At 40.9% G+C, this 12,977-nt stretch carries 8 protein-coding genes, 1 tRNA gene and 3 pseudogenes; 2 read left to right on the forward strand and 10 right to left on the reverse strand.

The annotated features are described in order from the left end of the window. Positions 1-6: 6 nt before the first annotated feature. From RS130_RS17410 to RS130_RS17420, 4 genes and pseudogenes are all read right to left on the reverse strand, one after another. A pseudogene (locus tag RS130_RS17410) lies at positions 7-2,480 on the reverse strand (glycogen/starch/alpha-glucan phosphorylase). Positions 2,481-2,690: 210 nt separating this feature from the next. Continuing rightward, positions 2,691-4,344: pseudogene (pgm, locus tag RS130_RS17415) on the reverse strand (phosphoglucomutase (alpha-D-glucose-1,6-bisphosphate-dependent)). Positions 4,345-4,363: 19 nt separating this feature from the next. Then, positions 4,364-4,450: a hypothetical protein gene (locus tag RS130_RS23595; RefSeq protein ID WP_346433345.1), complete on the reverse strand. Its 87-nt coding sequence runs from the start codon at positions 4,448-4,450 to the stop codon at positions 4,364-4,366. A gap of 11 nt (positions 4,451-4,461) precedes the next feature. Further along, complete coding sequence (locus RS130_RS17420) at positions 4,462-4,932, reverse strand: Negative modulator of initiation of replication (RefSeq protein WP_316026986.1); 471 nt, start codon at positions 4,930-4,932, stop codon at positions 4,462-4,464. 295 nt (positions 4,933-5,227) lie between these two features. Between RS130_RS17420 and RS130_RS17425 the strand changes: the two genes are divergently transcribed. Continuing rightward, positions 5,228-6,814, forward strand: coding sequence for an ABC-F family ATPase (locus RS130_RS17425; protein ID WP_316026987.1), 1,587 nt, complete (start codon positions 5,228-5,230; stop codon positions 6,812-6,814). A gap of 553 nt (positions 6,815-7,367) precedes the next feature. On the opposite strand, the gene cspE is transcribed toward RS130_RS17425, so the two are convergent. The 4 genes and pseudogenes from cspE to prmB all read right to left on the reverse strand — a co-directional run bounded on the left by cspE (position 7,368) and on the right by prmB (position 11,223). Beyond that, complete coding sequence (gene cspE / locus RS130_RS17430) at positions 7,368-7,574, reverse strand: transcription antiterminator/RNA stability regulator CspE (protein ID WP_006994582.1); 207 nt, start codon at positions 7,572-7,574, stop codon at positions 7,368-7,370. A 338-nt stretch (positions 7,575-7,912) separates the two neighbouring features. Next, positions 7,913-9,076 (reverse strand): MFS transporter, encoded by a 1,164-nt coding sequence (locus RS130_RS17435; protein ID WP_316026988.1) that lies wholly within the window; start codon positions 9,074-9,076, stop codon positions 7,913-7,915. 29 nt (positions 9,077-9,105) lie between these two features. Further along, positions 9,106-10,208: pseudogene (aroC, locus tag RS130_RS17440) on the reverse strand (chorismate synthase). 73 nt (positions 10,209-10,281) lie between these two features. Further along, positions 10,282-11,223 (reverse strand): 50S ribosomal protein L3 N(5)-glutamine methyltransferase, encoded by a 942-nt coding sequence (prmB, locus tag RS130_RS17445; protein ID WP_316026989.1) that lies wholly within the window; start codon positions 11,221-11,223, stop codon positions 10,282-10,284. 75 nt (positions 11,224-11,298) lie between these two features. Between prmB and smrB the strand changes: the two genes are divergently transcribed. Further along, a complete protein-coding gene (gene smrB / locus RS130_RS17450; RefSeq protein ID WP_316026990.1) occupies positions 11,299-11,871 on the forward strand; it encodes an endonuclease SmrB in 573 nt (190 codons plus the stop codon). A gap of 604 nt (positions 11,872-12,475) precedes the next feature. On the opposite strand, the gene RS130_RS17455 is transcribed toward smrB, so the two are convergent. Together RS130_RS17455 and secG are read right to left on the reverse strand one after the other, a co-directional pair. Continuing rightward, a tRNA-Leu gene (locus RS130_RS17455) sits at positions 12,476-12,560 on the reverse strand. A gap of 18 nt (positions 12,561-12,578) precedes the next feature. Continuing rightward, a complete protein-coding gene (gene secG, locus RS130_RS17460; RefSeq protein WP_316026991.1) occupies positions 12,579-12,971 on the reverse strand; it encodes a preprotein translocase subunit SecG in 393 nt (130 codons plus the stop codon). Positions 12,972-12,977 lie beyond the last annotated feature (6 nt).

Below are 12,977 nucleotides of genomic sequence, written 5' to 3' on the forward strand. Positions count from 1 at the left end.
TATTTTTTACTCCACTTTACAGGCGTTCAATTTCCAAATCCTTTTGACATAATCTTGTATTGAACGATCTGATGTAAATTTACCCATTCGAGCGCTATTTAATATAGCCATTTTTGCCCAAGTTGATTGGTCTGCATATGCTTTATCGGCACGAATCTGCGCTTCTGAATAAGAATCGAAATCAGCCAACACTTTATATGGGTCCCCACCTTCCAATAAACTATGCTTAATTGATGCTAGAGCACCCGGTTTACCTGAGTGTGAAGTAGTCTGTTTCTAGCCAATCAAGTACCGCTTTAATTTCACTATTGTTGTAGTAATAATCAAAAGGTTTATAACCCTTCTTGTCTAATTCATGTACTTCATCGACGGTTAAGCCAAAGATGAAAATATTGTCGTCTCCCACCTCTTCTGCGATCTCAATATTCGCACCATCCAAAGTACCAACAGTCAACGCACCGTTTAGTGAAAGTTTCATATTACCCGTACCTGATGCTTCTTTACCTGCTGTGGAAATTTGTTCAGAAATATCTGCTGCAGGGATCATTTTCTCAGCTAAGCTCACCCGATAATTTGGCAAAAATACGACTTTAATCTTATCGTTAACCCTTTTGTCGTTATTAATACGCTGTGCTACTTGGTTAATTGCATAGATAATATCTTTAGCTAACTTATAGCCCGGCGCAGCTTTCGCTCCAAACAGGAAGACTCTGGGCTGCATGTCGTAATTTGGGTTTTCTAACAAACGACGATATAACGCCATGATGTGTAGCAAATTTAAGTGCTGACGTTTGTATTCATGTAGGCGCTTTATTTGCACATCAAAAATAGCCCTTGGATTTATGGTAATACCGGTTAATTCAAGCACTTCTTTGGCTAAACTGACCTTGTTTTCATATTTTATTTTCATGAATTGTTTTTGAAACTTAGCATTATCTGCAAGCTTAGTTAACTCATCTAACCTGTCTAAGTGTAATGGCCAATCCTCGCCAATTTTCTCGCTGATTAACGCAGACAATTTGGGGTTACACGCTTTTAACCAACGTCTAGGCGTTATGCCGTTGGTAACATTAGTTAATTTATCTGGCCACATATGATCAAACTCAGGAAACAAGTTTTTCTTCACTAAAGCAGAATGGATCTCAGCGACACCATTGACCGCAAATGAACCGATAACCGACAGGTTACCCATTCTGACCATTTTCTCATTACCTTCTTCGATAATAGAAAGCTTTTGTTTGACCGAATTATCACTATAGGCCAAATCTTCTCAACTTCAGACATAAACCTATGGTTAATTTCATAGATTATTTCTAAATGTCGAGGAAGTATCTTTTTGATCATACGGGCTGGCCATTTTTCTAACGCCTCAGGCAATAAGGTATGATTAGTATAAGCAAAGGTCTGCGTGGTAATTTCCCAAGCCGCTTCCCATGTTAATTCGGCTCGGTCGAGTAATATGCGCATCAACTCAGGAATAGCTATGGCTGGGTGGGTATCGTTAAGTTGGATCACCACTTGATCAGAGAACAAACTCCAATCATCACCATGAGCACGTTTGTAACGACGAATAATGTCTTTCAATGAGCAAGAGCTAAAAAGTACTGCTGTATTAAGCGTAGCTCTTTACCGGCTTCCGTTTCATCATTAGGGTAAAGCACACGTGAAATGGTTTCTGCCTGCACATTTTCTTTTTGGGCATCGACATATCCCCCAGCATTAAATACATCCCAATTAAAGTAGTTAGAAGCATGACTTTGCCACAACCTTAATACGTTGACGGTTTTACCGCCGTAACCAACCACTGGAATATCCCATGGCAACCCCTTAACAATTACACCTGGGTGCCACTCTTTTTGAATTCTGTCGTTTTCACCATATTTTGTTTCCACATAACCGAAAAGTGAAATATCTTGGATTGACTCAGGGCGACAAATTTCCCATGGATTTCCATAGTCTCGCCAGCTATCGGGGCGTTCAATTTGTTCACCGTTTCGGATCTCTTGGCGGAACAATCCATTTTCATAGTGCAAACCATAGCCTACTGCTGGTAAGTCGAGTGTTGCCAATGAATCAAGGAAGCAAGCGGCCAGACGGCCTAAGCCACCATTACCCAATGCCATATCAGGCTCTTCTTCCATAATGTCGGTCAAGTTTACGCCTAACTCTTTTAATGCTTGATCTGTTTGTTCAAATAATCCTAAGTTGTGCAGATTATTCGACATTAGTCTTCCCATTAAAAACTCTGCGGAAAAATAATGCACCGCCCTTGTATCATTTAAGTAATGGGTTTTCTGAGTTTTTCGCAGTCCTTCAAGTACATGCTCCTGCACTGATGCACACGTGGCTTTCCACCATGCATGATTATTGGCTTTATTTTCATCGGTTCCTAATGAACAATGCAAATGCCGAACAATTGCATCTTTAATGACGTTTTTACTCGTTGCAGAAACGTTTTTTGTACTGTTGGTACTGCCCATAAATGTCCTTGTATTGATCGTATATCCTAGTTTGACTAGTTAGGCTGTCATCGATAATAGCAAACTAAGAAAATTAAAATGCTTTGGTTATTTTTAACATCTTTTCGAACCGCCTTTTGTTAAAAATATGTTAATTCTTGGCAAAAAAAAGCGCAACTTAAAAAAGCCACGCTCATATTTAACAACTTAAACACCGTTTACTTACAAAAACTAAACACCGGCCGTTTTGAATACCCCTTCAACTAATTCTTGTGCTTCACTTATCAATTGCAGTAAGTGCTCTTCTCCATTAAAACTTTCAGCATAAATTTTATATACATCTTCAGTACCGGAGGGACGAGCAGCAAACCAACCATTTTCGGTACTCACTTTCACTCCACCTATAGCGGCATTGTTGCTAAGGAGCATGGGTTTGAATATTCAAAATAGTCTCGCCCGCTAACTGAGTAGACGTAATGACACTTTTGTCCATTTTACTTAAGACTTGCTTTTGCGCATGGTTAGTGGCTACGTCAATGCGTCGGTAAACTGGATTTGAGAATTTTTCAGTTAACGCTTGATAATGTTCACCAGGATCTTTGCCGGTCACCGCTATAATTTCGGCGGCTAACAAACATAATATAATTCCGTCTTTATCAGTCGCCCAAGGCTTACCGTTGCGACGCAAAAAGATACCGCCGGCACTTTCTTCACCAGCAAAACCAATTTCTTCTGCTAATAGTCCATTTACAAACCATTTAAAGCCTACTGGCATTTCCGCTAATTCACGGCCGAGATCTTTTACCACACGATCAATCATGCTACTTGAGACGAGGGTTTTACCTACTTTCAAATTGGATGACCATTCACTGCGATGTTGATACAAGTATTGAATGACCACCGCTAAATAATGATTAGGATTCATTAATCCGCTTTTCTTAGTGACTATGCCATGACGATCGAAGTCAGGGTCGTTACCAAATGCCAAATCAAACTTGTCTCTTAAATCAATTAGTCCCGCCATAGCGTATGGAGAAGAACAATCCATTCGAATTTTACCGTCTTTATCACGGCGCATAAAACCGAACTGTTGATCCACGTCACGATTAACCACTTCAATGTTTAACCCATAACGCTCTGCAATTCGATCCCAATAACCAAGACCCGCTCCGCCAAGAGGGTCGGTGCCTAGCACTAATCCGGCTTTAGCTATCGCTTGCATGTCAATCACTTGGTCTAATTGGGCAATATAGTTCTCAGCGAAATCAATTTCGCTCACTAAATCTGACGCATAAGCCGCAGCCAAATTCATGCGCTTAACGTCCAGCATGTCATGAGCTATTATTTCGTTCGCTCGATTTTGAATAACGTTGGTAACGTCACTATCAGCAGGCCCCCCATGTGGAGGATTATATTTAAAGCCACCATCTTCTGGCGGATTATGAGAAGGCGTAATAACCACACCGTCGGCTTGGTCATCTTGACCACTATTGTTGTATTCTAAGATTGCATGAGAAATAACAGGTGTAGGTGTATACCCACGGTCTTGTTGTACCACCAAATTAACACCGTTGGCGACTAACACCTCGACCGCAGTAGAAAAAGCAGATTCAGACAGCGCATGAGTATCCATGCCCATATACAGCGGGCCACTGATGTTTTGCTTAATTCGATACTCTGCTAACGCTTGGCATATCGCTGCAATATGAGTATCGGTAAACGTATTTAACAACGCACTACCTCGATGCCCAGACGTACCGAATGAAACAGCTTGACTAGCGTCGCCTTTTACCGGCTTATTTGTGTAATAAGCACTTACCAGTTTTGCTACATTTACCAATTGTTGTTTTGATGCTGGTTTTCCAGCCTCTGGATGAAGAGCCATAAATTTCCTTAATTGTTAATTAAACCAGTTCAGGTGCAAAAATTAATACTAAGCGTTCTATTTGTTGTTCAGTAAAACCAACAACCTGCGCAACTTCTTTGAGCATGTTGATTTTTTTCACTGTGTTGTTATTAGTGATAACCCAATAAACAGAGCCAAGGTGACGTTTTTAGGATTTGTACTGCTACCTGTTTCAAATAATTTGTCCTTATTATCAGCAAAGTAAGTACGATTGCGGCCACTCATTCCTAAAACATTAGCAAAGCTATGAGTATGGTGTTTATGCAATACCGATAAAGCTAATAGCCACCTATCTACCATTTTTGGGATAGTCGATAACTCCATACCTTCAAGCTCATCTAATACGGCTTGAGCATGACACGCGCTATCATGGTCAGATCCCACAATAGCTGCTGTAGCAACATAACTTTTCTCTTGGTTTTCTTCAATCTCTACTGTTTTACTTTTATTGGTAACTGAATCAGGCATTACCATACGACGTAATATATCCGAGGCACTCTCACCTATGTGTTGTGTGTTAGCGGCAATAAAATGGTAAAGGTCATCGTCTATTTCTATGCTTTTCATTAAACTACTTTTTCTTGGGGAACATAATAAAAGGTAATTATACGGATAGATTGAATCAATTCATTGATTAATTTAGCCTTATTAACAGATTGTTGAACTTTTCGTCCCACAGCAATAACCTAGCATAGCCATTTGCTTAATTTATATCCATTGCCTATCGACAATATGGCTAAAACGCACTTAGCTAGCCAAGGCTTTTTATGGCATAATCCCGCGCAAATTTTTCATGCTATTTAAAGTTGAGCTACCAACAACTAATTTAATAGCAAAATTCAGCTTACATTGAGGTGCAATCTTGCTTACTACTGCGAATATCACAATACAGTTTGGCGCAAAGCCTTTATTTGAAAATGTGTCAGCCAAATTTGGTAATGGCAACAAATACGGTTTAATCGGAGCCAATGGCTGTGGTAAATCCACCTTTATGAAAATCATAGGTGGCGACTTAGAAGCCACCGCTGGAAACGTTTCGATCGATCCAGGTGAGCGAATTGGTAAATTAAAACAAGACCAATTTGCTTACGAAGAATACAGTGTCATCGATACTGTTGTCATGGGTCACAACGAACTGTGGAAGGTAAAAGAAGAGCGCGACGCGATTTATGCTAACCCTGAAATGACCGAGGAAGATGGCATTCGCGTGGCAGACTTAGAATCTGAGTTTGCCGAAATGGATGGCTACACCGCAGAATCTCGGGCCGGTGAATTATTAATCGGCGTGGGGATCCCAGTCGAACAACATTTTGGCCCTATGAGTGAAATAGCTCCGGGCTGGAAACTACGAGTACTACTCGCGCAAGTACTTTTCGCAGATCCGGATATCATGTTACTAGACGAACCTACCAACAACTTGGATATCAATACCATCCGTTGGCTAGAAACCGTGCTAAACGAACGTAACTGCACCATGATAATCATTTCACACGATAGGCACTTCTTAAATTCAGTGTGTACCCACATGGCGGATATCGACTATGGAGAAATTCGGTTATTCCCTGGTAATTACGATGAATACATGACCGCAGCGACACAGTCGAGAGAACGTTTATTATCTGATAACGCCAAGAAAAAAGCACAAATATCAGAGCTAAAAGCCTTCGTTAGTCGTTTCTCTGCTAATGCATCTAAGTCAAAGCAAGCCACCTCTCGGGCTAAACAAATCGACAAAATTGAAATCCAAGAAGTGAAACCTTCTAGTCGCCAAAATCCTTTTATTCGCTTTGAACAAGAGAAAAAATTACATCGTTTAGCCCTTGAAGTAGAAGGTATGAGCAAAGCCTACGAAGAAGTACTATTCAAAGACGTAGATTTAATGATAGAAGTTGGCGAGCGTGTGGCGGTTATTGGACCAAATGGAGCGGGTAAAACGACTCTACTCAAATGCTTAGTGGGTGACACAGAGCTTACTTCGGGTAGCTTAAAATGGTCTGATAACGCTAATATTGGATACTATGCTCAAGATCACGCCACGGACTTTGAAAAAGACATGACCTTAATGGACTGGATGTATCAATGGGCCCAAGAAGGCGATGACGAGCAAGTGATACGTGGTACGCTGGGCCGCTTGTTGTTTTCTCAAAGCGACATAAGCAAGTCAGTAAACGTCATTTCTGGTGGAGAGCAAGGTCGGATGCTATTTGGAAAGTTAATGCTACAGAAGCCAAATATCTTATTGATGGATGAGCCAACCAACCACTTAGACATGGAATCGATTGAATCATTAAACTTAGCTTTGGAAAACTATCAAGGCACGTTGGTGTTTGTCAGTCATGACCGTGAATTTGTTTCATCATTGGCAACCCGCATTATTGAAATCACCCCTAACGGCATTGTTGACTTTAAAGGCGATTACGAAAGCTACTTAGCCAGCCAAGGCGTATAATTAACCTAGAAAATGCACTAGGCTTGTCTTAGTAATTGGACTGGGAATTGTACCGCCCCTTCACAACTATTCTCTCATCACTTAGCAGTACCTAAGTGATGAGCATAATACCGCAAAATACTATTGACGCTAGATGAACGCCGAGTACAGAAGTGCAGGCCTTTATCACTTTCACTTTTAGCAGAAAAACAAAGTTATCCAGTATTCTCTCGAGCAAAAGCGTACCCACTGCAATAGTAGCAAACCTGAACTTGGGATAAGCCTAGCCTCTCGATCACGATCTTATGACGTCTAGCTACGTTGGATTTTCTAGTCATAGTCCGTTATTACATAGCAAAACCGCCTTACTAAACACGAAAATTCCCTTAGCGAATAAATCTCAACTCCAATATGATTGGGCATATCATTAATTGTTTGAATTGTTCATAAAATTCAATTTGAAACGACACTCACTATCCTCTGTTCAAGTTAACCAGTAAGCAAACTTTCTTTCGGGCATAAAAAAAGCAAACCCAAAGGTTTGCTTTTTTGGCAATAATTTAATTCGTAAGAATTAAAGTACTACGATGTTCTCTGCTTGAGGACCTTTTTGGCCTTGAGTTACAGTGAATTCAACTTTTTGGCCTTCAGCCAAAGTTTTAAAGCCTGTACCAGTGATAGCACGGAAATGAGCGAAAACGTCAGGTCCATTTTCTTGTTGAATGAAACCGAAACCTTTAGATTCGTTAAACCATTTTACTGTACCAGTAGTTGTAGACATAGTATTTCCTATATTTTTCAAGAGTAATTGTGTCTCCGAAGAGACGTTAGTTGTGCTGAAGTGTGTTGCAATTACTTATGAGCTACGAGACCGGGTACTGCAATGGAACGTCGAAACAATGTACATAAATATCAAACTTACTTTCAAGCAGGGCCAGTATAGCTCGCACACCACACAGGTCAACTACTATTATCAATAAAAGTGGTCTAACAAGGCTTTTTGTTTCAATAAGTTAGTCATTAATTTGTCATAAAAGTGTCAAACATCAAAGATAATGACTCTACATATTTTGTTGGCTTTTTACACCGACCTCAACAAAATTAGTAATAAACTATAGATTACATACGCTTAGCAGAAATAAACAGTAACAAAAAAGCGGATAATAGGGCAAATCCAGCAGCGAGTGTAAAAGCGAGTTCAGCGCCAACCCCTTGTTGCCAAATAACGCCAGCACCGTAATTTCCAACGGCACCGCCAATACCAAAAGCAATACTGGCATAAATAGCCTGCCCTTGACCTTGATGCTTCTTATTAAAATAGTGATAAATAAAATGCATGGAAGCGGCGTGGGCCATACCAAAACTAAATGCATGCAAAATCTGACTAAAGATCAACACGGCCAAATGGTCGGCAAGCACAGCTAACAAATACCAGCGTAATGCTGTTAACAACATACTGATAAATAAAATCCACTTAACCCCTACCCTTGCTATCAACTTGCCGGATTGCAAAAATATTAAGACTTCAGCAACCACCCCCAAGGCAATTAACCAGCCGGTCATCTGGCCGCTATAACCTAAATCACGAGTATATAAAGCAAAAAAACCATAGTAAGGACCAAAACTAATCTGCAATAAAATGGCTGATGACAGAAATCCGTAAAAGATAGGACTATGAATTTTCTTCCAAATAGATTCCGTAACCATTTGATGACTAGGATCTGCTGGCGGTTGCCTAACAAAAAGCGTAGCCATAAACAGTGAGAACAACACAAAAGCCCCAATGATAATTGGTGCTTCAGAGTTAAACTCATCAATCATTTTTCCAGTAAATACGGTCAACACAATATAACCAATACTGCCCCACAATCTCACTTTACTGTAACGAGCAGGATTGGCGTGCACGCAATTCAAGGTCAATACTTCAATTTGCGGTAAAATAGCGGTCCAACACATCATCATGAACGCGAAACTAATGGTTAGAGCCCAAAAACCATTTATCACAAATGCACAACAAAACGTAGTAAAAGTAAACAACGCACCAATCTGCAAACACCGTAATGGTTGGCCGGTTTTATCGGCAATGGCCGCTAGTAAATTTGGCCCTAAAATACGAGCAAGAGTTATCAGCGCAAATAACTCGCCAATTTGAGCTGATGAAAACCCTCTACCGTCTAGAAACACCCCCAGATAAGGGATCAATACGCCAAATTGTCCAAAGTAAAAGAAATAAGTTAAGGCAAGTAAAACTAAATTAGCACTAGAAAAAGCAGAGTTTGGCAATGAGGTAAGCTTAATAAGGACGTGACAGGCTATTCAGCCTGTCCCGGGATCACTGGAGTAGTGCGCTGCACATCAGCATTTTGTGCTCGGTTACGTAGTAAATGGTCCATCACCACTAAAGCCATCATGGCTTCGGCAATAGGCACTGCACGAATGCCCACACAGGGATCATGCCTTCCCTTGGTGATCACTTCTGTACTTTGTCCATTTATATCAATGGTCTCTCCATAAGCACACTAATACTCGATGTAGGTTTGAGCGCCATATGTACCACTAAATCTTGGCCACTTGAGATGCCGCCTAACACGCCTCCAGCACGATTTGATGTAAACCCCTCAGGGGTCATTACATCTCTGTGCTCACTACCTTTTTGTTCAACGGTTGCAAAGCCGTCACCAATCTCAACACCTTTAACCGCATTGATGCCCATCATGGCATGAGCTAAATCGGCATCTAGTCGATCAAAGATTGGCTCGCCTAATCCCACAGGCATATTCGTTGCTACCACCGACACCTTCGCGCCAATTGAATCACCCTGCTTTTTCAAATCACGCATGTAAGCGTCAAGTTCGTCTAATTTAGATTCATCCGGACAGAAAAATGCATTGGTATTTGTTACAGCATGATCAACGCTTTCAATTTTAATTGGCCCCAACTGGGACAAGTAACCGTGAATTTCAATACCATGATGTTGTTGCAAATATTTTTTCGCCACCCCACCTGCTGCGACCCTGATAGCAGTTTCACGTGCCGATGAGCGGCCTCCACCTCGATAATCTCGAAGACCATATTTTTGCTGGTAAGTGTAGTCTGCATGACCAGGTCTAAATGTATCTTTTATTTTTGAATAATCATTACTTCTTTGATCATTATTATTAATTAATAAACCAATACTGGTGCCGGTAGTTTTACCTTCAAATACACCAGACAAAATTTTCACTTCATCTTCTTCACGTCTGGCAGTGGTATAACGAGACGTGCCTGGTTTTCTGCGATCTAAGTCAACTTGTAAATCACTTTCAGAGATATCTAACCCTGGAGGACAGCCATCGATAATGCCGCCAATAGCAATACCGTGGCTTTCGCCAAAGGTGGTGACGGTGAATAATTTTCCGAAGGTGTTACCTGCCATAATATTTAAATCCTATTTATCTTGGTACTTTAAGAATGAGCAACTCATGCTAATTTACATAACTGCATCTATTTTAATGGTCTACCGCGCGCCAGTACTCAACTAATTCGTTCTTGCTTATAGCAAATACACCGTGTCCACCATTTTCAAAGGTGATCCATTGAATGGGTAACTCTGGATATCGGCTGTGCATATGTACTTCACTATTGCCAACCTCAACAAATAACCAGCCATGTTCCGTTAAATGATTGGGGGCCTGGCGTAGAATACTCTCCACTAAATCAAGCCCGTCATGGCCAGCCGCTAATGCTAACTCGGGTTCGTGATGAAATTCTTGTGGTAAATCGGCCATATCCTCTTCATCCACATATGGAGGATTACTCACGATCAAATCATACTGCTGTCCTTGCAGTGCAGTCATCAAATCCGATTGAATCGGCAAGACTCTATGGTTTAAACCATGCTCGGTAATATTTAGATCTGCAACGGCCAGCGCATCGGTACTAATATCCACCGCGTCGACTTGAGCATTTTCAAAGGCATAGGCTAAAGCGATGGCGATACAACCGCCACCAGTACATAAATCAAGAATATTGTCTGGTTCATGTTCACCTAACCAACTTGCGAAGTGATCATGGATCAGTTCCGCAAAAGGTGAACGTGGAATGAGCACCCTTTCATCGACATAAAAAGGTAATCCGCAAAACCACGCTTGATTAGTCAAGTAAGGAACAGGAATACGTTCTTGCACACGACGATTAACAAGCTCTACTATCTGCAGCTTCTCGGTTTTAGTCAATCTGCTATGAAACAGCTGATCGCCAGTTTGCTCTGGCAAATTTTGTGGTAAATGCAATAACTGTAAAACCAAACTTACCGCTTCATCCCAAGGATTGTCGGTACCATGACCATAAAATAGTCCAGCTTGATTAAAGCAACTCACCGACCACCTCACCATATCTAGCATGCTGTGTAAATCTTCTACTAACGTTTCGTTTTCTATCGTACTGGTCATATTATCTCGTATGCAGTTAAATCTATTGGCGCTAATTATGTTCTATGTCACCAAACTTGGTATACTTCGACCAAGATGGATATTAATAAAACACTCATAAAACAAACACTATTTTCAGACTCGACTTCAGATGTTGATGATGAACTCAACCTATTCAAAAATGAGTTTAAAGACATCGCGCCATTGAAGCAGGACAAAATACCGCCTCAACGCTTTTCCAGCAAGCAGAATTGGAACCCTAAGCAAAAAAACTTAAGGGAATTAGTCGATTTTAAGCAAGCCTCTGCCGCATTTCAATTTTCAGACGGTTTTGAAGGACATTTCGAAATAGATGCGCCACTTAAATATGTCAGAGACAGCGCACATAGCCACGAAATAAAACGCCTGCGTCGTGGCGACTACCCTCCCGATCTTATCTTAGATTTGCACGGTTATACAAAAGATGACGCCAAGCTTGAAATTGCTGCACTAATACAAGCCGCGCAGAAACAACATATTTACTGCGTACAAATCATGCACGGCAAAGGTACCTATGCGTTAAAAAGTGCGATTCCCAACTGGCTTATTCAACACCCTAGTATTATTGGCTTTCACCAAGCGCCGAAAGAATGGGGTGGACAATCTGCATTATTGGTACTCATCGAGTAATTCATGTCAATTACCCTGCCATTCAATACGAATTTTCACCACCGTTTTTAAGTGGCTGATGGCTATTTAACCTGAGATCTGGATAAGCAGTATCGTTTAAGCTAAACACTAGTTTACGCTAAGCAATATCAATATAATTCAATAATTTAATACGCTTTGTCGAAGTAACCTCAACTAAATGTTCACTCGCTGACGAAACTTTTCGTGTATAGCAAGGCGGGTTGTCATACTTAATAACGTGCTATTGCCAAGCATTGCTACGTCACTAGACACAAAAATAGGGTCATCGCAAAGTTCGGCTTATCTAGGATCCAGGTTGTTTATTTTGCCTGTGAACGAATGAAGTATTGAAAGGGCAACTGAGGCACGGATACACAACCACAGGTCTAAAAGTTGATATTAAGAACCCGTCTCCATGATTCAATAACGAATAGCATGCCTGTATAACAGATTATACCCGCTATTCTTAAGCGCTATCTCCTATCTTCTTTGCAGCCCGTAACGTGCGACAGACTAAACTGTCATCTGCTATTAGTCGTCTTAAAATAAAAAAAACCATTTGCAAGCAAATGGTTTTCATAACAGTTCTGATAGAACCATTGTATGGTGCGGATGGGGAGACTCGAACTCCCACGGCCTAAGCCACAGCCCCCTCAAGGCTGCGTGTCTACCAATTCCACCACATCCGCATAATTCGTATTATTACCCTAGTTAGGTACGTCAGTTTCTTCTGCAGCTTGTTCTGCCGCAGGTACATCTGATTCAGTCACAGCTGGTACCTCAGATAGCGCTGCTGGAACATCGGTTTCTATTGCTTGTTCTACTACTGGAACTTCAATGTTTTGAAAGTCATCAGTACCTTTTTCTTTATCAGCAGTTTGGTTACCTAAAATCAAACTAATTACAAAAAATAAGGTGGCCAAGATAGCGGTAGTCCGTGTCAAGAAGTTACCAGAACCGCCAGAGCCAAAAACAGTGTTTGAGCCGCCACTACCAAAAGAAGCGCCCATATCTGCGCCTTTACCTTGTTGGATCAGTACGAAACCAATCAACATAATCGCTACGATCAAATAAACAATAATTAATACTTCGTAAAACATGTGTTG

The sequence above is a fragment of the Paraglaciecola aquimarina genome, from assembly GCF_032464635.1.
GTDB classification, from domain to species: domain Bacteria; phylum Pseudomonadota; class Gammaproteobacteria; order Enterobacterales; family Alteromonadaceae; genus Paraglaciecola; species Paraglaciecola aquimarina.

Bases quoted from the DNA above. Each gene is read 5' to 3' on its own strand.
- prmB (WP_316026989.1), bottom strand. From the start codon at position 11,223: ATGACCAGTACGATAGAAAACGAAACGTTAGTAGAAGATTTACACAGC.
- RS130_RS23595 (WP_346433345.1), bottom strand. From the start codon at position 4,450: ATGCTCAAAGAAGTTGCGCAGGTTGTTGGTTTTACTGAACAACAAATA.
- RS130_RS17420 (WP_316026986.1), bottom strand. From the start codon at position 4,932: ATGAAAAGCATAGAAATAGACGATGACCTTTACCATTTTATTGCCGCT.
- smrB (WP_316026990.1), top strand. From the start codon at position 11,299: ATGGATATTAATAAAACACTCATAAAACAAACACTATTTTCAGACTCG.
- secG (WP_316026991.1), bottom strand. From the start codon at position 12,971: ATGTTTTACGAAGTATTAATTATTGTTTATTTGATCGTAGCGATTATG.
- cspE (WP_006994582.1), bottom strand. From the start codon at position 7,574: ATGTCTACAACTACTGGTACAGTAAAATGGTTTAACGAATCTAAAGGT.